Below are 23,627 nucleotides of genomic sequence, written 5' to 3' on the forward strand. Positions count from 1 at the left end.
GCAAGAGGAAATCCATGTAATCAGACGCGCTTATTCGTGCCTTTTCGTTTCATATCCTCTTCCATATTCACAAGGAATTCTTCGTTGTTTTTAGATGCTTTCAAGCGGCGCAGGAAGCGCTCTGCAAAGTCATGAGAATCCTGCATTGTCTTGCGGATCGCCCACATTTTATCCAATTGACCTTTCGAGACAAGCAATTCTTCTTTCCTTGTGCCGGAGCGGACCATATCGATTGCGGGGAAGATACGTCTTTCTGCAAGGGAACGATCCAAATGAAGCTCCATATTACCTGTTCCTTTGAACTCTTCATAGATGACATCATCCATGCGTGAGCCTGTTTCGACAAGCGCAGTAGCAAGGATTGTGAAACTGCCGCCTTCCTCGATGTTACGAGCAGCACCGAAGAATCGTTTCGGACGGTGGAAAGCCGCTGGGTCGATACCACCGGAAAGTGTACGTCCGCTTGGCGGAATAACCAGGTTATAAGCTCTTGCAAGACGTGTGATGCTGTCCATCAGCACAATAACATCTTTTTTGTGCTCAACCAAGCGCATTGCGCGTTCCAGTACTAATTCAGAAACCTTGATATGGTTTTCTGGTACTTCATCGAAAGTCGAGCTGACAACATCAACATCCGGATGAACGGAACGTTCGATATCCGTCACTTCCTCCGGGCGTTCATCTACTAGCAGTATAATCAGCTTGGCATCCGGATGATTTGCTGTGATGCTGTTGGCAATCTGTTTCAGCAGCATCGTTTTCCCGGCTTTCGGAGGGGCTACGATCAAACCGCGCTGTCCAAATCCAACAGGCGTCAACAAATCGATGATGCGTGTAGACACTTTGCGAGTCTCGGTTTCCAGTTTCATCTGCTTATCCGGATACAAAGCTGTCAGGGCAGGAAAATGCACACGTTCCTTCGCCACTTCCGGATCTTCATTGTTCACTGCATCCACATGCAGGAGACCGTAGTAACGTTCGTTCTCTTTCGGCGGACGAACCTTACCGGAAACCTTATCACCATTACGTAAATCGAAGCGTCTAATCTGCGACGCACTGATATAAATATCTTCTGCACTCGGTGCATAATTGATAGGCCGTAGGAATCCGAAACCCTCGGATGGAATGATTTCCAGGATACCGTCCATGAAAAGGAAACCATCCTTTTCAGCTTGCGCTTTCAAAATGGCAAAGATTAATTCGCGTTTCGTCAGTTTCGCATAATAGGAAACGCGGTATTCGCGAGCCATCGCGTAAAGTTCTTTCAATGTCAATGTTTCTAGATGAGAAATAGATAGTTCAGCCACAAAATCACCACACCTATTGTATTTAAGGACTCGTCCTTATCTGTTTGGCTGTTTAATTGATATTTCCTTCATTGGTGCTTCAAACTGGTGGAATCTAGTTCATGCTACTGGTCGTCAATCTTGACCGAAGAGGTTGCAAGGGATTCTGTAAGTCCATGCATAGCACTTGGAAGAAAAGGAAGGATGGTAGTGTATAACTAGAATAGAAGATTATAACTATCATTTTTTACCACAATACAGCTTTTTTAAACTTGCTGCGTTTTTTAGCATAACTAATCATACATTTTCGTACTTGAATATTCAACTGTATTTTTTAAGTGGAACGAAGGAATTTTTATATATAAAAAGACTGGCTAACGCCAGTCTCTGCATCATGAAGGTTTGATGACAAGATTCGATTTCTTTTGCAGGCCATGCCAGCACAGATGAAGAATATCTAGATGTTTTAAAGATACCGACTTCGAGATGGATCGAATTTCCTGCACCCCGTCAAGAGTTCTGAAACTGCTCGACTTCCTGCTCACTCATCTCTTCCCGCCAAATGTTAGCACCAAGTGCGAGCAGCTTTTCCGTGATACGCTCATACCCACGATCAATATGCTCCACGCCGGTGATTTCTGTCACACCATCCGCCATTAGTGCAGCGATGATAAGTGCTGCACCTGCCCGAAGATCGCTTGCTTTTACCTTGGCTCCTTCGAGCTTGACAGCACCAGTAACGATGGAGGCTCCACCCTCTACCTTTACTTGAGCGTTCATCCGGCGCAGTTCATCAATGTGCTTAAAACGAGCCTGATAGATGGTGTCCGTTATAACACCAGTACCATTTGCTTTAGTCAAGAGAGCAGTAAAAGGCTGCTGCAGATCAGTCGGGAAGCCAGGATAGACTAGTGTCTTTACATCCACACTATTCAGTCTTGCTCCAGGCCTTACTGTCAGCTGTTCCTCTCCTTCCACGATCTCTACACCCATCTCCCGGAGCTTTGCAAGCAACGACTCCAGATGCTGTGGAATGACATTATCGATAACTACTTCTTCCCCTTGGGAAGCAGCCAGGATTGTATACGTACCAGCCTCAATTCGATCGGGGATGATTGTATGACGGCACCCATGAAGATGATCAACCCCTTCGATACGAATCACATCGGTTCCAGCACCTTTGATCTTTGCACCCATACTCGTTAAAAGCGTTGCTACATCAATGATTTCTGGTTCCTTTGCTGCGTTCTCAATTATTGTCTTCCCTTTGGCTCGCACCGCAGCAAGCATGATATTAATCGTCGCTCCAACACTTGGAACATCCAAGTAAATTCGCGCTCCACGCAGCTCATCCGCTCGCAGATAGATGGCACCTTGCTCATTCGTCACTTTTGCACCTAACGCTTCGAAGCCCTTGATATGCTGATCAATAGGTCGAGGGCCAAGATAACAGCCGCCAGGTAAGCCAATGACTGCCTGCTTGAACCGTCCGAGCATCGCCCCCATGAAATAATAGGAAGCCCGGAGTTTCTTTACTTTTCCGTTCGGAAGAGGCATGGACGTCATTGCGGAAGGATCAATTGTAATCGTCTGATCGGATTTAGATACTTTGCCGCCAATTTCTTCAAGCAAATCACTCAGCGTCTCAACATCTGATATCTCGGGCAGCCCTTCTATCGTTACGGAAGATTCAGCCAGTATAGCAGCTGGCAACAGTGCTACTGCGCTATTTTTCGCTCCGCTGATCTTCACTTTTCCTTTAAGAAGGTTTCCGCCCTCTACTAATATTTTCTGCATAAGGAACTCCTCACATTTAGGATAACAGCAACGTTAGTTTCCTCTATTTTACCATAATTATACTATATACGACTGTTCCAGTCTGCAAGAAATCGTTGGATTCCAGCATCTGTCAACGGATGCTCCACAAGTTTCCGCAGGACATCAAAAGGAACGGTCGCGATATGCGCTCCCTGCTGGGCAGCTTCTGTTATATGAAGCGGATGCCTGATGGAAGCAGCGATGATTTTCGTCTGGATCTTGTGTCGATCGAAAGTCTCCGCAATATTACCAATTAGGTCCATTCCACTATGCCCGATATCATCCAGTCTTCCGATAAATGGCGAGACATATGTAGCTCCGGCACGCGCCGCAAGCAATGCTTGGTTCACGTTAAATATAAGCGTTACATTTGTCTTGATATTTAACTCAGATAAAACTTTAACCGCCTTCAGCCCTTCCAGAGTCATAGGAACCTTCACGGTAATATTCGAAGCAATCTTAGCAAGTTCCTTGCCTTCTTCCACCATTTCATCTGCTTGATGTGAAACAACCTCTGCACTGACAGAGCCAGATACTTCTTCGGCTATTTCCCGGAGCCTATCGTGAAACGATACGCCCTCCTTGGCCACCAGTGTCGGATTCGTTGTCACTCCAGACAGCACACCAAGTGCATTGGATAGCTTAATTTCTTCCAAGTTCACAGTATCCACAAAGAACTTCATTTGTTCCACTCCTTAAGTAATTCCGAAGTAGTTTATGCAGGGCTCCCTTATATGGTAAAGGATTGAGTGAGTTTACGGTAAATTTCTTCGGTTTTGGTTTTGTATGCAGGAGATACATTCTCCTGTAAACGAAATAATGTCACTATACAGGTTAAGTTACCGATTTTCTCATTCCTAAACCTTATTAGTTGATGGTCATCCCGCTGAAGAGCCTAAGAAGTATGATGATAGTATTTTGTCTGTATGTTATGCTGCTTTTTGGTTTTCGGTGGTGTCTAGCTGCGAAAGCCAGAAACTGTGCCGGAAGTGATAAATCCCTGCGAAAGAAAAGACCGCCTTCCTCGTGGCTTTCTCTCTTCCTTCTCCGTTCCTAAACGGCTTTCTCCGCTTTTCGGTCTTAATAAAAAAAGAAAACTGTCCGTGGGGATCAGTTTTCTTTTTATGGTTTTACTTACGCTTTGCCTGAGGAGCCGAATTCGCGCATTTTGCCGATTACTGTTTCTTTAATCGCTTCGCGAGCTGGTCCTAGGTATTTACGTGGATCGTATTCATTTGGTTTTTCTGCCAATACTTCGCGGACGCGTTTAGCAGAAGAAATTTGGTTTTCTGTGTTCACATTGATTTTAGAAGTACCAAGCGTGATTGCTTTTTGGATATCTTTTGTCGGGATACCAGTACCGCCGTGCAATACCAATGGAAGGCTTGTTGTGTTGAAGATCTCTTCCATACGGTCGAAACCAAGGTTTGGTTCGCCTTTATAAGGGCCGTGTACAGAACCAAGCGCTGGTGCGAAGCAGTCAACGCCTGTTTCTTCCACTAGCTGTTTACATTCAGAAGGAATCGCATACGCTGCGTCTGCATCGTCTACGATAAGATCGTCTTCTTGTCCACCAATTCGGCCGAGTTCTGCTTCAACAGATACGCCGTGGAAGTGTGCAAGTTCTACTACCTTCTTCGTAAGTGCGATGTTTTCTTCCAATGGATGGTGGGAGCCATCGATCATTACGGAAGTGAAACCAGCATGGATCGCTTTCGCACATGTTTCGAAACTGGAACCGTGGTCAAGGTGAATTGCTACTGGGACAGTGATGTTATAGTCTTCTAAAAGACCTTTAACCATCAATACAACTGTCTTGAAGCCACCCATATATTTCGCTGCCCCTTCGGATACACCAAGGATGACAGGAGAGCTTTCTTCCTGTGCTGCTTGCAGGATTGCTTGTGTGAATTCAAGGTTGTTGATGTTAAACTGTCCTACAGCATAGTGATTATCTTTTGCTACATCTAGCATTTCTTTCATTGATACTAAAGGCATAACAAAAATCCTCCTTCAAATTTGCACGACGGTCGGCAACTATCTATGTGAAGTCGTGTATTTATCGCTTCCATACATAAGAATACCAACTCACCCGTCATGGTGCAACATTTCCTGCACTTTTTATACTTGATTCGACCCCTGTTTTACTGCTTGATTCACCAGTTTTCGCACATTTAGTATGTCAAAAGGCTTAGCAAGCACACAAATTAGAAAGTCATAATTCTGCAAGAAAGTTTCTGCTTCCTCCGCCAATCCACTCATCATGATTGTCGGGATAGACAAACCCTGTTCCTTCAGCCTATCTAGTACCGCTGGTCCATCGAGCACCGGCAGCTTATAATCGATTAGCAGTAAATCCGGCTTCTGTCTTTTTATCTGATCAAGAGCTTTTGCTCCTGTGCCGACGGAAATCACTTCATGTCCTTCTTCCCGGATGACTTCCTCCAGCAAAATTCTGATACCTGGCTGGTCATCCACGATCAACACGTGCTTACTCATCCGCATATCCCCCTAGAAAACGAAGCAAGCAACAGCTTGCTTCGACATAATGTTCACTGCTGTGACCCAATTACACCTTTTTCTAGTAAAAAGCTCCAAATTCCTGCTTCTCCACTCAAAATATTGTATACGGTCGTACAATCAGTTTTCTTTATGCTGTAAAGATGCTCCGACAAAACCATGGAACAAGGCGTGCGGGCGGTTTGGACGGCTCTTGAACTCCGGATGGTATTGAGAAGCAACGAACCAAGGATGATCCTTGATTTCGACAGTTTCAATCAGGCGACCATCAGGGCTTGTACCAGAGAAGACAAGGCCTTTTTCTTCCATCTGGGCACGGTATTGATTATTGAACTCGAAACGGTGGCGGTGACGCTCATAGATAACATCTTCATTAGCATAAGCTTCTTTTGTTTTCGTACCATCCTGCAGACGGCATGGATATACGCCTAAACGCAATGTACCGCCAAGATCGGAAATATCCTTCTGTTCAGGCAGCAAGTCGATAACTGGATGCGGAGTAAGCGGATCGATCTCACTGGAATGTGCACCTTCAAGATGCAACACATTACGTGCGAATTCGACAGTTGCCAGCTGCATACCTAGGCAGATACCCAGGAATGGAATATTTCTTGTACGGGCATAGTGAATTGCTTCAATTTTACCTTGGATACCGCGATCACCGAATCCTCCCGGTACAAGGATACCATCTGCATTGCCAAGTAATTCCTCTGCATTATCAGTTGTTACATCCTCAGAATTGATCCATTTCACTTCGATATCTGTGTCATAAGGGTAGCCTGCATGCTTCAGAGATTCCACAACGGAAATGTACGCATCCTGCAGTTCCACATATTTTCCTACTAATGCAATGCGAACAGTTTTCTTAAGATTTGTTACATGCGCTGCCATCGCGGACCATTCTGTCATATCAGCTGGCGGACATTCCAATTTGAAATGATCGCAAACAAACTGATCCAAGTTTTGGCGCTGTAATGCTAGCGGTACATCGTAAAGTGTATCGGCATCAATACATTCAACAACTGCATTGACTTCCAAATCGCAAGATGATGCAATTTTTTCTTTCATATCCTGACTGATAGGCATTTCAGAGCGAAGAACAATTGCATCTGGCTGGATACCAAGTGAGCGAAGTTCTTTTACGCTATGCTGTGTAGGTTTTGTTTTTAATTCTCCTGCTGCCTTGATGAAAGGTACAAGTGTACAATGCAGATACATCACATTGTCACGTCCGATATCGGATTTGATTTGACGAATCGCTTCCAAGAACGGCAAGGATTCGATATCCCCTACAGTTCCGCCGATTTCCGTGATGACAACATCTGCGTTCGTTTGTTTGCCGGCACGGAATACTTTGTCTTTGATTTCATTTGTGATGTGCGGGATAACTTGGACAGTCCCTCCAAGATAATCTCCGCGGCGTTCTTTTTTCAATACAGTAGAATAAATCTTACCTGTTGTTACGTTGGAATATTTATTCAAATCGATGTCGATGAAACGTTCATAGTGACCAAGGTCCAAATCCGTTTCTGCGCCATCTTCTGTAACGAAGACTTCTCCGTGCTGATATGGACTCATTGTTCCTGGGTCCACATTGATATATGGATCAAATTTCTGAATCGTCACCTGCAAGCCTCTATTTTTCAACAAACGGCCTAGTGACGCCGCTGTGATGCCTTTCCCTAGAGAAGATACAACTCCTCCTGTAACAAAGATATACTTTGTCAATGTAATCCCTCATTTCTAGCATTTATTTATAGAATACCCATGTCCTTAAAAAAGTTTGATAAAAAATAAAAAGCGTCCCCTTTGTTAAGGGAACGCGTCTTCGGACAATTAAAGAGCCCACATAAAATAATACTGATTCTACAGTGTAAAGTCAATAACATTCAGCGATTATAATTCGCTTAGCGGTCTTCCTCATCGTCATCTTCTTCACCAGTAATATGCATGTCTTCTCCGACGATTTCACGAGTATCTTCGTCTGTGTCCTCACTTTGATAATCACCTTCGTAATCATCTTCCGCGACGTCATCGTCAGCTAGATCGTCATCTTCCTCTTCATCGCCGAAATCTTCGTCAAAGCCTTCTTCGTCCAGTGTGAAGTCTTCTTCAAGATCGTCAAGATCCTCATCTTCCTCCGCCACACGTTTCTTCCTTTTCTTCGTAGGTTCAACTGTAACATCTTCGTCAAATTGATCCACTGTATACCAGCTTTTCAATCCCCAAAGATTGGATCCTGCTGTCATGAAGCGACCATCTACGTTCAAGTCCGTATAGAACTGAAGCAAGTATTCTTCACGTAGATTGGAGCTCAATTTTTTGATGTCAGCTACTTTATTGAATAACTCTTTATAATCGGTTGCTTTGTTTTCTTCCTCAAGAATCAGATTCGTCAATTCCACGAGGGAAAAGTCAGCAAGCTCTTCTTTGCTGTATTCTTTCAAACCCACTGTCACAGCACTCCCTTTATCCATAAGTTGGTTATGTTCACGTCTACCGTTTTAGAACCATACCTTACATTATATTGCCAGGCCTATCAAAATGCAATATTTCTTCAGATCAGCGGCGTTTTTTACCTTGTTTGACTTGCTTTGATAGCTGTTTGAACTGTTTTTTCTGTTCCAGCTGTGCTTTGGCAGATGTCTTATTATCAAGATACTGAAGCTCTCGCTGCAGCTTAAAATAGCTGCGGAGCCGCTCTTCCTCCAGCTCACCGGTCTGCACCGCCTCTTGCACTCGGCATCCAGGTTCATTGTTGTGTGTGCAATCACGGAAACGGCATGTTTCTCCCAATTGTTCAATATCGGTAAAAGCTGCTGACACACCAGTGTGCTGCTGATCCCATAGCTGCAGTTCACGCATGCCAGGGGTATCGATAATCATGCCGCCGCCTGGCAGCTGTACGAGCTCACGATGCGTTGTCGTATGCTTGCCTTTGCCATCATCTTCACGAATCCCCCCTGCCAGTTGTACATCTTTTCCATACAGCATGTTGACAAGGGTGGATTTACCTGCACCTGAAGAACCTAAGAAGGCCGCGGTTATACCGGGAGCTAGCTGCTTGCTGATCGCGTCAATTCCTCTTCTGTCAACTGCGCTCGTAACATGGATAGGCACACCTGGAGCTATTGCTTCCACTTCACTATATTTCTCCTCCAAGTTCCTACACAGGTCCCCTTTGCTTAAAACGATGACCGGTGATGCACCACTGTCATAAGCTGCCAATAAATAGCGTTCCAGTCTGCGAAGATTATAATCCTGATTTAACGCCATAACCAAATACACGTAATCGACATTCACTGCGACAATCTGTTCCTTTGTCACCGCTCCTGCCTCTTTGCGGGAAAACTTACTTTTCCGTGGCAGTAAAGCGTGTATTGTCGCTTTCCCTTCTTCATGCCGGGCATCGACTAACACCCAATCCCCGACAGCTGGAAAATCCCCAGTTTGCCGAAACTTCCCTGATGCTGTCGCAAGCATTTCTCCTCGGTCATCCAGCACTCTGTACATATGTTTATGCTCCAGCACGATACGAGCAGGCGTCAAAGCCTTATCATATATTTGCTTTACTGCTTCCAATTCGTCATTCCATCCTAATAAATTCAATGCTTCGTTCATGTTTTCCTCCTAATGGTTGCTTTTTTAGCCATAATAAAAAGGACTGTTTGCACAGCCCTCCCACTAGAAGTTTAAATAGCAGAAATAATCTGCTACTCCAGACGAGCAGAAGGGATGTGCATAGTGACGGACGGCTTTTTCATCATCGTGTTTGTCAACATAATCATCATCCCTTTCTGCGTCCGGCTTTACCGTTCGCTCTGATTTGTTTATATGATACATGATATTGGCTATATTTGTAAAGCCTATTATTACTTGAGGAAAGGAGGTCAGTATATGTATATCTTTTTCCTCCTGCTGGCTCTCCTGTTCCTCATAATAGTACTTGTATGGGTGGACTTGTCGCTTGGCAGGAAGTACAGCAAAAGAAATGCAGTCAATCAGCTGGTCGGTCATAAGCATGCCTTTGTTTCCAAGTTCGATGACGGAGTCAACTTCTATGACGCGTTGATCCGTGACATAAAAGCTGCACAGATGTCAGTGGATATCCAGTTCTTTCTTGTAAAATGGGACAAACCTACACAGCAGTTGACAGAATTACTGCAAAAACGAGCACAGGAAGGAATCAAAATCCGCTTCCTGCTGGACAGAATCGGCGGCTACCGCTTACCCCGAAAAGAACGAAAGCGTCTGCGCCAATCGGGTGTTATGCTCCGATTTGCTAATATTCCACGCTTTCCTTATTTCCTGTATAACCTGAACTTCCGTAACCACCGGAAAGTGACCATCATTGATCAGCGCAGTGTCTATATCGGAGGATTCAATATTGGAAAAGAATACTTGAGTAAGGAGCCACGTTTTGGTTTCTGGCGTGATTGCGTCGTCAAGCTCGAAGGTGAGGCAGTATACACATTTGTACAATTATTTGCCTCTGACTGGGGAGATCCATTTCACGTATTACCGAAACAATCTCCTGCACTTGATGGAGCGCAGATAGAGGTTGTTATTACAGAGTCAGCTGGCTACGAAGATTGGCTCCTGCACCAAATACATCATGCGAGGGAATACCTTTATATCGGCACACCTTACTGTGCTCCGACCAGACGTGTCGAGGCTGCCCTCAAACGAGCTTCAGAACGAGGTGTCGATGTCAGGCTGATGCTTCCTTCCAAAGTGGACCATTATGTTGTCAATCAAGTGTCTTTCCACTTTGCCCGACGTCTGCTGCAGCACGGCGTACGAATCAACTTGTATCAGAATGGATTTTATCATGCCAAAATCCTTCTTAGTGACGGATTATGGTGTGCTGTCGGTTCTGCCAATCTGGATGGACGGAGTCTGCTAATTAATAAGGAGCTTACTGTGACTATCAGGGAGAACGACCTCTTTTATGCCCAGCTGCTTGCTCTTTGGAAAAAAGATGAACAATCAAGCATTGCAGCTTCAGTTAAGACTATACAAAAACGCCCATGGATTGCTAAGGTGACCGGTATCCTTTTTAGGCCATTGCGTAATTACCTATAGAAAAAGCCCGCCAGCATTTCTGCTGACGGGCTTTTGTATTTTTACATTTTTTCTGGTGCTTCCACACTGATGAGACGCAGTGCATTTTTAATTGTGATACGAACAGACTTCATCAACGCGATCCGCGCTTTGGTTAGCTCTTCGTTATCTGGATTCAATACTTTCTCCGCATTATAGAAGCTGTGGAGTGCAGAAGCCAGGTCAAAGCTATATTGCGTGATGCGGTGCGGCATGCGTTTTTCAGCCGCGTCTGCGACTACTTGCGGGAATTCTCCAAGACGTTTTAAAAGATCCAATTCTTTCTCTGCAGTCAGAAGACTCGCATCATATGAACCTTCTGTCTGGAATCCTTTTTCAGCAGCCTGCGCGAGCATCGTGCTGATCCGGGCATATGCGTACTGCACATAGAAAACAGGGTTTTCGTTTGATTGTGATTTTGCCAAATCCATGTCGAAGTCAAGATGAGAGTCACTGGAACGCATAACGAAGAAGTAACGCATCGCATCGATGCCGACCTCTTCCATTAATTCACGCAGTGTAACTGCTTTTCCAGTACGTTTACTCATTTTCACCTTTTCGCCATTTTCGAACAGGTTGACCATCTGGATGATCGTAACTTCCAGTGTATCGGCGTCATAGCCTAGTGCTTGAATAGCAGCACGCATACGCGGGATATAGCCATGGTGATCGGCTCCCCATACGTTGATTAGCTTGGAGAATCCACGATCCAGTTTTGTTTTATGATAGGCGATATCCGGAGTCAGATACGTATAGCTGCCATCTTGTTTAATAAGTACACGGTCTTTATCATCACCGAACTCTGTTGAACGGAACCAAACTGCTCCATCTTCTTCAAAGACATAGTCAGTTTTACGAAGTGTCGCCAATGCCGTATCGATCTTTCCGTCTTGATACAAAGAAGTTTCTGAATACCACACGTCAAATGGAACACGGAAATCAGCAAGATCCTTCTCCAGCTTTTTGAGTTCATACGTCAATCCATATTGACGGAAGAAAGCAAGGCGTTCCTCTTCTGGCTTCGCTGCATAGCTGTCCCCATACTCTTCGGCAAGCTGTTTCCCGATACCAATGATGTCCTTACCATGATAGCCATCCTCCGGCATCTCGGCATCTTGTCCAAGCGCTTGCAGATAACGCGCCTGCACACTGCGGGCAAGGTTGTCGATCTGGTTACCAGCATCATTGATATAATATTCGCGTCCAACCTCATAGCCTGCTGCATCGAGGATGTTGCAAAGAGAATCCCCTACTGCTGCACCGCGGGCATGTCCAAGGTGCAAGTCACCGGTCGGGTTCGCCGAAACGAATTCAACTTGAACTTTCTCTCCTTTACCTGCGTCCGTGCGGCCAAAATTATCGCCTGCTTCTAAAATAGTGGATACTAGTTCACCAAGATAGCTGTTACGCATGAAAAAGTTGATGAATCCTGGTCCGGCAATTTCAATCTTTTCTACAGGTGCTTGATTATAATCAAAGTTATTCTGCAAGTCCTCTGCAATTGCACGAGGTGCTTTTTTTGCAACACGAGCAAGCTGCATCGCAATATTCGTTGCATAATCGCCATGCGCTTTATCTTTCGGCTGCTCTAAAACGATAGCCGGAATTGTTTCTTTATCAGCTAAGCCAGCCTTTAAAACAGCATCCTGGATCGCCGTTTTTAATTTTTGTTCTGTTTGTTGTACGATATTCATCCGTTACTCTCCTCCTGCACACGCAACGTCAGTGCATGTCTTCTAGACTGCGCCTGATTTAAAGTTACTGTATAGCTTATCGTAAGTTCCGCCGGGCTGCCAGTTGCCAGCGGCGAGAACGTCATCGCGTGTGTGCTTGTTTCCATATGCATTGTACCATAAGGATGGCGGTATACGTTCTCTGTCGGCTGATTCTTTATGAAAACTTGCTTCATTTCAAATCCGCCTGAGCGTTTGATACTCACCTTATCAGCTATGATGGTAATCAACGTCTTCGTTTCTCCGACTTCTTCGGATTCCTCGGTGAAATGGACGACTGTCAATCCCCCATTTGCGGAATAGGTACCGGCTGCCCGTAAAGTTGTGTATTCGGTGTCGTCTTCCTCCGTTATTGCCGTATTCATCTCGATCCATACCGGAATTTTTGTCTGGCGCATGCAGCTTTCCCCTTTCAGTAAGAAAAACGCTCCCCACGGAAGCGTCTCTCCATTTTTATTTCAATAAGTCCTGTACGAATTTCGGCAGGACAAAAGCAGCCTTGTGCAGCTCTGGTGTATAGTATTTTGTTTCGATTGGCTGGAACTGTTCTTCCTTCACTTCTTTCGGATGATGCACCTTGCTGCCCAACGTGAACGTCCATAGACCACTTGGATAAGTAGGGATATTCGCCGTGTATAGCTCTGTTACCGGGAAGATCTCCTTCACATCTTTGTACACTTGTGAAATCAAGTCAGCTTTGAACCACGGATTGTCTGTCTGCGCAACGAACAAGCCATTCTCTTTGAGCGCTTTTGCAATCCCAGCATAGAAGCCTTTCGTGAATAAGTTAACTGCTGGTCCTACTGGTTCTGTCGAATCAACCATAATGACGTCATAAGCGTTCTCACTTTCAGCTATATGCATGAAACCGTCACCGACGCGCACATCTGCACGAGGATCATCCATTTTACCTGCGATGGAAGGCAAGAACTTCTTGGAATACTCGATAACTTTGCCGTCGATATCAACAAGCGTCGCTTTTTTCACTTTGTCATGCTTGAGTACTTCACGGATAACACCGCCGTCTCCTCCGCCTACAATCAGCACGTTCTCAGGATTCGGGTGCGTGAACAATGGCACATGCGCTACCATCTCGTGATAGACGAACTCATCACGCTCTGTCGTCATAACCATGCCGTCCAATGTCAGCATATTACCCCATTCTTCGGTCTCGAGTATGTCCAATTTCTGAAAATCAGTCTGCTCACTATGAAGGGAACGCTTCACTTTTGCTGTGATACCAAAGCTATCTGTCTGCTTTTCTGTATACCAAAGTTCCATTAGCTGTCAAAACTCCTCTATGTGTAGAATCCTATATCATCTCGCAACTAGTGTTGGTCATTTTTATAGCTTTAAACAATCAAATTATAGAGAAAATCCGAAAAAAAGCAACCCTTTCCGATGTTTATTATCCTACTATAAGCCGATACTGTTTTTGACACCATGAAGGAAGCAGGCGATAGATTTGATTCGGATTCCGATAGCCAGTTGGCAGAAGTGGCTCCGGCCAAAAAGGCTGGCAGCCGTCATTCTCGGAGGCGTGATTACTGCCATCGGCGGACTGCTCCTCATCTGTTATCTGATGGGGCCTCCTCCGATGACAAATAAATGGAGTACGACATTTTATGCGAATGACAGCACAATCCTCGGTGAACAGTACGGCAACACACAAAAACGCTGGATAGCCTTGGATGAAGTCTCTCCTCACTTGATCCATGCAACTATTCTGGCAGAGGACAAGAACTTCTACAAGCATCATGGTTTTGCCTGGAAACGTATATTCGCTGCCGCCCTGCAGGACATCAAGGCTGGTGCCAAGGTTGAAGGAGCCAGCACCATTACCCAGCAATATGCCAAGAATCTTTACTTAACGAATGATAAGACGTGGGCACGAAAATTCAAGGAAGCAATATACAGTATCCGCTTAGAGATGTTTTATTCGAAGGATGAAATATTGGAAGGATATCTTAATACGATTTATTACGGGCATGGGATGTACGGTATCCAGGCAGCGAGCGATTATTATATGGATAAAGATCCTGGCAGTTTAACAGCTGCTGAAGCGGCACTGCTTGCCGGTATACCAAAAGGGCCCTCCTACTACTCCCCTTTTCAAAATAAAGAGCTTGCCGATGAAAGGCAGGAATATATTTACGGACTGCTGCAGAATGAAGGTTACATCACTGAACCCGAATCGCTTCCAGCTGTGTCGCTCTCAACAGAGCAGGAACGGGAAACAGTCAGACGTGCCGGTTACTTCCAGGATTATATTACAGACGAACTAGCCGATGTTCTGGAGATGGACGAGGATCAAGCTGCAACAGCTGGGTACCACGTCTATACAACGATGGATTCTGATCAGCAGCTTAAATTAGAAACACAAATAGCAGATACGATTCCGGCTGATACAGAACTGCAGACAGGAGCAATTGCTATAGATCCAGATACTGGTGCAATCACAGCTATGGTCGGCGGAACTGATTACAAAGCGAGTACGTATAACAGAGCTACTACTTCTAAACGTATGCCAGGCTCCGCATTTAAGCCTTTTGTTTATTACACAGCCCTGAAAAACGGTTTTACACCGATGACACAGTTAAGAAGCGAAGAGACGACCTTTGAACTGCCGGATGGCGGAGAATATGCACCTGGTAATTTTCATGGCTATTATGCAAATGATGAAATCACAATGGTAGAAGCTATCGCGATGTCGGATAATATTTATGCAGTGAAAACGAATTTAATGGTTGGTGCAGAAAAGATTGCTGCAGATGCCAAGAAGCTCGGTATCACAAGTGAATTACAAGCAGTTCCATCCCTCGCTCTTGGAACTTCGCCGGTGTCTGTCGAAGAGATGGGTGTTGCCTACAGCCGGATAGCAAATGGCGGTAAACAGGTTGAAAGCTATACAATTGAAAAAATCGTCGATCGAAACGGTAGGACTATCTATACTCATAAACCGCAGAAAATCAAAAGCAAGCTGGATAAAAAAAGATTGTTCGTACTCACCGATTTGATGACAGGTATGTTCGATGACTCGCTTAGCAGCTATATGCGTGTCACAGGTGCCTCAATCAAGGATCAGCTAAGCCGGCCATATGCAGGAAAATCCGGTACAACAACGACTGATAGCTGGATGGTTGGTTTCAGTCCTGACTTGGTGACTGCCGTCTGGACTGGCTATGATAATAACCGCTCCATGGAGAAAGTAAAGGAGCTTGCATACAGCAAAGAGATTTGGGCCGGATTTATGGAAGCGGCGCATCAGGGCGAACCAATCAAAGCATTCCGGCCTCCTGCCGGCGTTCGAGGTATGTTTGTGGATCCTGATTCCGGCTTTCTTTCCACGTCATATTGCGAAAAGCGCCGATTCACTTATTTTGTACGAGGTACAGAACCTAAGCTATACTGCCGACCTGATTTAGATGAGTTCCCTCTCCAGCCCGATCAGGAAGAACCGATGAACAGACGCAAACGCTGGTTTGATTGGTTGTTTTAATAAAAAAGCCGCTATCCCTTTTTGGGAAAGCGGCTTTTGATTTATTGCAATTGATTTTCTAAATCCTTTGGCGACCTGCTCCAGAATTCCGGCTTGTATTCCTTAAGGAAATCCAGCAGCAATTCCTTCGATAGTTCATCCATATGATCGAGCACATACTTGCCTTTCATAGACTGCTCCATATGTTTCACATGCTCAGGCATCGACTTGTAGGCAATACGATTCGGCCGATCAACAAGAATTTCGCTGGCAGCAGCTCCAAAGTAATAAGGGCCATCGCCGCCATTTTGCACCGTCACCCAGACAATCCAATATAGCTTTCCATCTTGTACCTTTTCCTTCTCATGCTGAAAACGCACACGTCTTTCCACTTGACTGCGAGCATGCATCGCCGCCATATCAACATACGCCATTTTCTCATTCGGATCAACAATGACAGGACTCATATTCTCGAGACTGATCGAACCTACGCCGTATCCGCCATGACCGTCTGTAGAATCATCCTTCATGATCGTGAAAGCATTATTCTTCTTCTTTTCCACGTTTACCGCTCCCTCGACTTTTGCTTCTATAGTAGCATGTGTCGGATTATTACTTCAATTCAATTGTTTTATCATGGAAACGGAAAGCATCAGATGATGCAGTCAGACCAGCAGCTGCTTCGGCCAGATAAGTTTCTGGGTTCTTTTCTTTCTTCGGAAGGTTAAGCCCTAATCTTCTTAACTCAACCTCTTTCAATCCATCCACCATTAGTTGGATACAGCCAATCAATAGCAGGTATGCCAGTAAGATACTAACTGTATAAAAACCCTGCCCAGTCATTAACATATAGCGGAGGAAGGAGATCTGCGACGACCATTCACTAGTGGCTGGAGAAGCGGAGAAACCCTCTTCCCCAGCAACTGTACCGCCGAAATATAACTGAAACACGCCCAAATGAATAAATAAGACTATTACTTGAAGTGTTTGCTGTCCGAAAAGGATATAACACCTGATTTTGATTTGCGGCCACACATGTTTTCTTAACAGCTGCAAGCGGCTCGCACCTAAGACAACACCGCTTGTTACATAAGAACTTGATAGGGATTGCTGTATTTCTTTTCCTAACAGAATGGTGGTTAACGGCAGTACTAACAGGAGTAGAATGACAATTTGCCAGATGATCTTCTCTGGGAAGGACATTAACGAGCCTGGAGCGATAATTGGCATCAATAGCATTATTGCTAACAGAGACTGCGGTACATAATGCAATCCATCCGCCAACTGGTCAAGAAACTTCCGGACTCTTGCGGGCATAAGCAGGACGTATGGAATGGCAAGCATGAACCCACAGCCTATCCGCAACGCTGCGACCAACAAAGCGAATCCGATTGTAAACTTTGCTCCTGCTATCAGCAGATCATCCAAATGCCTGCCCAGCCTATCCGTTCCCAGCCAATAGTCTTCTCCTGGTCCGAACGGTGCTTTCTGTACCATATTACCTGCATCATCATATTGATATTGATCTACCTGGATAATCGGATCCGCCACCAGTGTATAAATACAGCTTCCGATAAACAACAAGGCAACCAATACAAAACCTGCCATAAATTTTTTATTGCGATAAATCTTTTGTTTGTGTGAAGCACCAGAATAAAATATTCTGCTTCCTTTGCCCCTTGATCCAACGAGCGGAGCCGCTTTCCATGCAGGTGCAGAGGAGTTTTGGGACTTTTCCCCAAAGATCATCTCTGCAATGGAATAGATGAAATAAAATGGTACGAAAAATGCCGCTAAGATTAAGAAGAAAACGACACTCTGCACTGGCTGCAGCATCTCTTTCAAAATACTTGTAATACCATACAAATTCATTAAATATTCAATGGCTGGCAGTGCTGAGAGCGTAGCCCAAGTAATAACCTTTGTATGTAAGAAAGCAGATGGCAGTATATTCGGCAGGACGTGACGGAATAGGATAGCCTCTCTTCCCACTCCCTTGCTTTTTGCCAATAGCACGTAGTCCTTTTGCTGCTCCTCTTCCAGCATAGACAGTACGAATCGGTAGAAGGTTACAAAAGGGAGAATTGCCAGTATTAAAATCGGCAAAACATAGATTTCTTCTTGTCCTGCAGAGCTGAAACGGAATAATAGCAGTCCAAATTGTTTATAGAAGAAAACAATGAATAATTGGATACCGAAAGCTAAAATGACATCCGGGATGGATTCAAATAAATAACCCAGCCTTTTAAATGGAAATACGACTTTGTTTGGCAGCAGACACGAAGCTACTGCAAACAGTAATCCTCCTATAAAACCTGTCAGCAATGCTCCTATCAGGATTGTCATAGAATAAGTCATCGCAGGAGCAAGGTAATCAAATAATGGATACACCCTTCCATACCCTTGGTCATACACCCATCGGGAAGGGTCAAGTATTTGCCCAGTTAAAGCGGCAACCGCACTGAAATATCCTGATGAATCTGATATGAATATTGATGGGATACAGCTTATCAGGACAAGTCCAACCAAACCAGCAAACAAATATCCTACAAAAGAGACAGCTCGCATTTCATTCCACTCTTCTTCCCTATTACAAATTAGATTACGTCCTCAATTTTCTATTATATTATAATATAATATTCTGTTAATTATATACAAAAATGTAAGTTTACTAAATAGAAATGTACATGTCTTTGCAGACTAAAATGTACAGTACATAGCATATTGATATTACTAGTATAAATAAAAGAGCGAAGGATCACGTGGATCCTTCGCTCTTTTTCATGCTTGCTGTTTTTTCAATGAACTGATGAATTCCCAAGCTTGGGTCATCTCTTCATCGGTATAATTTTGTTTCTTCTTTACTGTCCGTACTTTATCTTCTACTTCTTCTTGCGGCAGTTCTTCAAAATACAACATCGTGGAAACCAGTTCCAGGAAACGGGAGCTTTTTTCTTTCAGCAGGCGAATAGCTTCCTGGTAATCCGGGAATTGATTATCATAATGTGTTAGAAACTGTTGGCCTTCCTCCGTAATTGTATAACGGTATTGGAAATAGCTGCTTTTATCCTCTTTTGTCTCTTTGATCAAACCGAGGTTGCTCAGTTCATCCACACGCAGGGATAATTCCTCCGAATAGGGACCGAATAGATGGAATTCATATTTTTCACCGAACGGAACACCATTTTTCTTCAGTATGTAAATCATCTTTTGCAGTTTCTTTCTTCCTACCACTTCTTCCACGGAAGAAAAGAATTGCAGGAGATTTGCGTGGTTGGCTAGCATAGCTGCTCCTCCTTATTGGAATAAAATCTCATAAATCCGTTGCTTCTGTTGACTATCATCCGGCAGGGCTTCTAGAATGTCCTGAGGGAAGTACAATTTATGGTCTGTTCGTTTTTTACCCGAAATCGCTTCGACAATATCCGATTGGCGGGATAATTCCTTCAGTTTTCCATTTGGCAATTGTAAATGGATCGGCAAACGCTCTTCTTCCTCGCCGGGACGATAGAAGTCATAAGGCAAATCAGATGAAGAATCATCAATCAGATAATATTCCGGATCGATTCCGACTTCACTGAAGAGCCTGGACAGTTCGACCATCTCTTTTACATGCAGAAGCGGATTGAACTCGATATACTTAAACAGTCTTCGATTCAGGAATCTTTCACACAAGTCCCTTAGTATATCATCATCTTCTTCAAGCCAAGCCTGGAAATAGAAGGATGTTACATTTTCATCAAGCCGTATATAATCTTCCAAGGCTACCTTTTCATCAAACAAGGAGATAAAGTGCTCCGGCCGTAGCTTGAATGTATAATCGCTTTTATAAAGTGCTTTTGCACGATGCAGGATTTTCGTCAGAATTACTTCCGCACTGCGTGTTACCGGGTGGAAATATACTTGCCAGTACATTTGGTAGCGGCTCATGATATAATCCTCGACTGCATGCATGCCGGATTCTTTAATAACGACCTGATCCTCACGCGGCCGCATTACCCGAAGTATACGTTCCATATCAAAATGGCCATAGCTTACACCTGTGAAATAGGCATCACGCTGCAAATAGTCCATCCTGTCTGCGTCGATTTGGCTTGAGATGATACTGACGATCAATTTGTCGCCATATGTCTTATTGATAACCTCAGCTACTTTCTTCGGAAAACTTGCACTCACTTTCCGCAGCACATGATTGACTCCGGTATTCCCTAGAATAATTTTGCGGGTGAATTCCTCATGATCCAAACCGAAAACCTTTTCGAAACTATGGGAATACGGTCCATGACCAAGATCGTGGAGCAAAGCAGCGCAGAGCAGAAGCAGCCGCTGTTCCTTTTTCCAGTTCTTGCGGTTCTCGAAGTTGTTCACGATCCGTCTGACAATCTCATAAACCCCTAAGGAATGATTGAACCGGCTGTGTTCGGCTCCATGAAACGTCATATAAGAGGTTCCCAGCTGCTTGATCCTGCGAAGCCGCTGGAATTCAGGCGTTGCTATCAGATCCCATATCACCCTGTCACGGACATGTACATAGCGATGCACAGGATCTTTGAAAACTTTTTCTTCATCTAGTTTTTCGTCTCGATACGCCATTTCCTCTGCCTCACTTTATGTCATTCTGTCTCGTAATTTTTTTGTCCAATAGAATTAGTTTATAAAATATCGGGTCCCCCGTAAACAACTAAAAGTAATTTTTACACGTTTCTTGTCTACCCTATTTTTTGCTATACTATGTATTGGCGTTTTAATGCCATTCAGCTGAAAAGGAGCGCTTTCTACGTGTTACATACATTATTAAAAGCACCTGAATTCCGCATTATCGATCATTCCGGTGAAGACGGTCCGGAACAGGCGATGGCTTCCTTCGCAATAGATGATGCCTTAGCCATTTCCGTCGGAGAAAATCTGGCTCCGCCAACTGCAAGACTTTGGGTTCATGACCGCACGATTATGCTCGGCATACCTGATTCCCGTCTTCCTTTTATAAAAGAAGGAATATCCTATTTGCAGGAAAAAGGCTACAAAGCTGTCGTACGAAACTCTGGCGGACTAGCTGTGCTGCTGGATAAAGGAGTTGTCAATCTATCCTTCATCTTCCCGGATGCCAAGCACATCGGAATCCATGACGGTTATCAAGCGATGGTTTCTTTTATCCAATATATCTTCCAGGATATCACAAATAAAATTGAAGCTTTTGAGGTAGTCGGTTCTTATTGTCCAGGAACCTACGACTTGAGCATAGACGGCCGGAAATTTGCAGGCATCTCCCAGCGCAGGGTAAAAGACGGTTCTGCTGTTCAAATTTACTTGTGTGTAGATGGAAGCGGCGCGTCACGAGCGGAAATTGTTCAAGGATTTTATAAAAGAGCTAAAAAAGATGCAGAAACTCGCTTCACCTTCCCTGATGTTGTACCGGAAACGATGGCATCACTGGCAGAATTGCTCCAGGTTCCCCTTACTAGCGAACAAGTTTTAAAGCGGATTGTTGATGGACTAGCCTCTATCACAGTTATAGCTCCTTCCTCTGAAATGACAGTTCGAGAAGTCCAACTGCAGCAGGAACGGATGAAGCTGATGCGCAGCCGTAATGAGAATCTACAATAAAAAAACCGCTGACCATTATCGGTTCAGCGGTTTTCTTCTTTTTCCAAGAAGGTTAATGCCTGTTTCACTGATGAATAAAACGTGATGTTTTGATCACTGAAATCTGCCTGGCGCACACTTTCCATGGCCATCTTTGGATGGAAGCCAGTGACTATGAGACGAGTACCCATCATATCCAACAGCTGATGCAAGCGCAGTACACCATTATGAACACCGCTATGAAAGCGGCTGATTCCTTGCAAATCAAGAAGGAAATTCCTCTCTCCTGACTTCTGAACATGTTCCCCTACTCGCTCCAATATTTGATTCAGTCTGCGATCATCGACGTCACCAATCAATGGTAAAATCGATGTCGTATCCGTAATTGGAACGATCGGCGTGGATAAGCGGGTTACTTCCTCTAAGTAATGGGAAACAAGCTCTTCATTCCGCTTCCTCTGTGTCACATCTTTTTGGACACCGACAAAGAAAGCCTTTTGCTCACTTTCCAAAAATATTGGATAAATCTCCAGCTCGTTCCAGAACATTTCGCCGTTTTTGCGGTAGTTCTTCAACTCTACCACGACAGTCTTTTCATCACGTATTGCATCCCGTACAGCTGCAACATCTTCTTTTCTCGTATCTTCACCTTGAAGAAAACGGCAATTTTGGCCGAGAATTTCTTCTGAAGGATAACCAGTAAGTTCTTCGAAACCTTTGTTTGTATATATAATCGGATTATCAGGAAGTGAGGGGTCTGTGATTACCACTCCAGCTCCTACGTAATCGATGGCGTGCTTCACAAACTGATCTGTTACTTCGGATGAATAGCGGATATCATTGCCCAACAAATACTCACTCCTTTTGCATCTTAGACAAGGCTATTTTACTATAGTTGAACTGGAAAAACAAAACATACAAAAAAAGACGCCTTTCTTTAAGAAAGGCGTCTCTCCTATGCTTATTCTACGGACTGAGCAGCGGTGATAAGTGTAAGCTTGTACACATCATCTGCATTACAGCCGCGGGAAAGATCGTTCACTGGTGCGTTCAGACCTTGCAGGATCGGACCTACAGCATCAAAGTTACCAAGACGCTGGGCAATTTTGTACCCAATGTTACCTGCTTCAAGGCTAGGGAATACGAATACATTCGCATCACCTTTCAATACAGCATCCGGTGCTTTTTTCGCAGCAACAGATGGTACGAAGGCTGCATCGAATTGGAATTCGCCATCTACAACTAGGTTAGGATTTTTCTCTTTCGCAATCGCTAGCGCATCCGATACTTTTTCAGTTTCCGGAGATTTAGCAGATCCTTTAGTCGAGAAGCTTAGCAATGCTACTTTTGGATCGATACCAAACATAGCCGCTGTTTCAGCACTTGCTACAGCAATTTCCGCAAGATCCTGGCTGTCAGGTGCGATGTTGATAGCACAGTCACCGAAAACATAGCGCTCATCTTCTCTTACCATTACGAATGCACCGGAAGTCTTCTTAATCCCAGGTTTCGTTTTAATGATTTGAAGTGCTGGACGTACTGTATCAGCAGTAGAGTGTGCTGCTCCGCTCACAAGCCCGTCAGCTTCGCCTGTATAAACAAGCATTGTACCGAAGTAATTTTCATCTTTTAGTAATTTCTTTGCATCTTCTTCTGTCGCTTTGCCTTTGCGGCGTTCCACGAACGCTGCAACTAGCTCATCGAATTTCTCATAAGTATCTGGGTCAAGAATTGCTGCACCGCGCAAGTCGATAGACAATTCTTTTGCCTTTTGTTCCACTTGCTCTTTATTGCCGATCAAAATCGGTGCAATAATCCCCTCTTCGGCAAGCTTTGCTGCTGCTTCCAAAATACGTTCATCCAAGCCTTCCGGAAAGACGATCTTTTTATTTTGGCCTGTTACTTTTTTCCGCAATGTTTGAAATAAATCACTCATCCTAAAACCCTCCTAGAATATGTCTGCATTTCTATAGTAAATCTTTTTGTTTTACTTTTAAAGTCATATCAGCTGCTACTGATTTTTTTAATTAAAATAACCGACCTTTTAGATGTTCCCATTTCTGTCAAAGTATACACACGAAGCATGCTGATCAGTTGATATAATAG

20 protein-coding genes are annotated in these 23,627 nt (G+C 44.3%); 3 read left to right on the forward strand and 17 right to left on the reverse strand.

Translation table 11 applies throughout. The features are described from left to right. Window positions 1-20 precede the first annotated feature (20 nt). The 8 genes from rho to rsgA all read right to left on the reverse strand — a co-directional run bounded on the left by rho (window position 21) and on the right by rsgA (window position 9,245). Entirely contained in the window at window positions 21-1,307 is a 1,287-nt protein-coding gene (gene rho, locus CHH48_RS10950) for a transcription termination factor Rho (protein WP_095219318.1), read from the reverse strand. A 489-nt stretch (window positions 1,308-1,796) separates the two neighbouring features. Beyond that, complete coding sequence (locus CHH48_RS10955; protein ID WP_095219317.1) at window positions 1,797-3,083, reverse strand: UDP-N-acetylglucosamine 1-carboxyvinyltransferase; 1,287 nt, start codon at window positions 3,081-3,083, stop codon at window positions 1,797-1,799. 62 nt (window positions 3,084-3,145) lie between these two features. Further along, window positions 3,146-3,787 (reverse strand): fructose-6-phosphate aldolase, encoded by a 642-nt coding sequence (fsa, locus tag CHH48_RS10960; protein ID WP_095219316.1) that lies wholly within the window; start codon window positions 3,785-3,787, stop codon window positions 3,146-3,148. Between the two features lie 451 nt (window positions 3,788-4,238). Further along, window positions 4,239-5,102: a class II fructose-bisphosphate aldolase gene (locus tag CHH48_RS10965; protein WP_095219315.1), complete on the reverse strand. Its 864-nt coding sequence runs from the start codon at window positions 5,100-5,102 to the stop codon at window positions 4,239-4,241. Between the two features lie 123 nt (window positions 5,103-5,225). After that, a complete protein-coding gene (locus CHH48_RS10970; RefSeq protein WP_175073434.1) occupies window positions 5,226-5,603 on the reverse strand; it encodes a response regulator in 378 nt (125 codons plus the stop codon). A 141-nt stretch (window positions 5,604-5,744) separates the two neighbouring features. Next, complete coding sequence (locus CHH48_RS10975) at window positions 5,745-7,352, reverse strand: CTP synthase (protein ID WP_095219313.1); 1,608 nt, start codon at window positions 7,350-7,352, stop codon at window positions 5,745-5,747. A 179-nt stretch (window positions 7,353-7,531) separates the two neighbouring features. Further along, entirely contained in the window at window positions 7,532-8,077 is a 546-nt protein-coding gene (gene rpoE / locus CHH48_RS10980; RefSeq protein ID WP_095219312.1) for a DNA-directed RNA polymerase subunit delta, read from the reverse strand. Between the two features lie 109 nt (window positions 8,078-8,186). Then, window positions 8,187-9,245 (reverse strand): ribosome small subunit-dependent GTPase A, encoded by a 1,059-nt coding sequence (gene rsgA, locus CHH48_RS10985; protein WP_095219311.1) that lies wholly within the window; start codon window positions 9,243-9,245, stop codon window positions 8,187-8,189. 276 nt (window positions 9,246-9,521) lie between these two features. Here rsgA and CHH48_RS10990 point away from each other — a divergent pair, with 276 nt between their 5' ends. Further along, a complete protein-coding gene (locus CHH48_RS10990; protein WP_176466428.1) occupies window positions 9,522-10,709 on the forward strand; it encodes a phospholipase D-like domain-containing protein in 1,188 nt (395 codons plus the stop codon). 41 nt (window positions 10,710-10,750) lie between these two features. Here the strand turns inward: CHH48_RS10990 and argS are convergent, their stop codons facing one another. The 3 genes from argS to speE are packed head-to-tail and all read right to left on the reverse strand — an operon-like array spanning window position 10,751 to window position 13,741. After that, complete coding sequence (argS, locus tag CHH48_RS10995; RefSeq protein WP_095219309.1) at window positions 10,751-12,421, reverse strand: arginine--tRNA ligase; 1,671 nt, start codon at window positions 12,419-12,421, stop codon at window positions 10,751-10,753. Beyond that, the gene (locus CHH48_RS11000; protein WP_095219308.1) at window positions 12,418-12,858 is read right to left on the reverse strand and encodes a DUF1934 domain-containing protein; all 441 of its coding nucleotides are present in this window, start codon (window positions 12,856-12,858) and stop codon (window positions 12,418-12,420) included. Before CHH48_RS11000 ends, argS begins: the two co-directional genes overlap by 4 nt. A gap of 55 nt (window positions 12,859-12,913) precedes the next feature. Next, window positions 12,914-13,741, reverse strand: coding sequence for a polyamine aminopropyltransferase (gene speE, locus CHH48_RS11005; RefSeq protein WP_095219307.1), 828 nt, complete (start codon window positions 13,739-13,741; stop codon window positions 12,914-12,916). 184 nt (window positions 13,742-13,925) lie between these two features. Here speE and CHH48_RS11010 point away from each other — a divergent pair, with 184 nt between their 5' ends. Next, window positions 13,926-15,959 carry a transglycosylase domain-containing protein gene (locus CHH48_RS11010; protein ID WP_095219306.1) on the forward strand — a complete coding sequence of 678 codons (2,034 nt, stop codon included), beginning with the start codon at window positions 13,926-13,928 and terminating at the stop codon, window positions 15,957-15,959. Window positions 15,960-16,000: 41 nt separating this feature from the next. On the opposite strand, the gene CHH48_RS11015 is transcribed toward CHH48_RS11010, so the two are convergent. The 4 genes from CHH48_RS11015 to CHH48_RS11030 form a co-directional block, all read right to left on the reverse strand. Then, entirely contained in the window at window positions 16,001-16,501 is a 501-nt protein-coding gene (locus CHH48_RS11015; RefSeq protein WP_095219305.1) for a YwhD family protein, read from the reverse strand. A 49-nt stretch (window positions 16,502-16,550) separates the two neighbouring features. Continuing rightward, window positions 16,551-18,506, reverse strand: coding sequence for an ABC transporter permease subunit (locus CHH48_RS11020; RefSeq protein ID WP_095219304.1), 1,956 nt, complete (start codon window positions 18,504-18,506; stop codon window positions 16,551-16,553). Window positions 18,507-18,719: 213 nt separating this feature from the next. Then, the gene (locus CHH48_RS11025; RefSeq protein WP_095219303.1) at window positions 18,720-19,223 is read right to left on the reverse strand and encodes a YwgA family protein; all 504 of its coding nucleotides are present in this window, start codon (window positions 19,221-19,223) and stop codon (window positions 18,720-18,722) included. Window positions 19,224-19,235: 12 nt separating this feature from the next. Beyond that, the gene (locus CHH48_RS11030; RefSeq protein ID WP_095219302.1) at window positions 19,236-20,531 is read right to left on the reverse strand and encodes an HD domain-containing protein; all 1,296 of its coding nucleotides are present in this window, start codon (window positions 20,529-20,531) and stop codon (window positions 19,236-19,238) included. A gap of 186 nt (window positions 20,532-20,717) precedes the next feature. Here CHH48_RS11030 and CHH48_RS11035 point away from each other — a divergent pair, with 186 nt between their 5' ends. After that, entirely contained in the window at window positions 20,718-21,542 is an 825-nt protein-coding gene (locus CHH48_RS11035; RefSeq protein WP_245840365.1) for a lipoate--protein ligase family protein, read from the forward strand. 23 nt (window positions 21,543-21,565) lie between these two features. Here CHH48_RS11035 and CHH48_RS11040 read toward each other — a convergent pair whose 3' ends face one another. Beyond that, the gene (locus CHH48_RS11040) at window positions 21,566-22,369 is read right to left on the reverse strand and encodes a PAS domain-containing protein (protein WP_245840364.1); all 804 of its coding nucleotides are present in this window, start codon (window positions 22,367-22,369) and stop codon (window positions 21,566-21,568) included. A 113-nt stretch (window positions 22,370-22,482) separates the two neighbouring features. Beyond that, the gene (pta, locus tag CHH48_RS11045) at window positions 22,483-23,457 is read right to left on the reverse strand and encodes a phosphate acetyltransferase (RefSeq protein ID WP_095219299.1); all 975 of its coding nucleotides are present in this window, start codon (window positions 23,455-23,457) and stop codon (window positions 22,483-22,485) included. Window positions 23,458-23,627 lie beyond the last annotated feature (170 nt).

The sequence above is a fragment of the Terribacillus saccharophilus genome, assembly GCF_002272075.1.
GTDB classification, from domain to species: Bacteria; Bacillota; Bacilli; order Bacillales; family Amphibacillaceae; genus Terribacillus; species Terribacillus saccharophilus_A.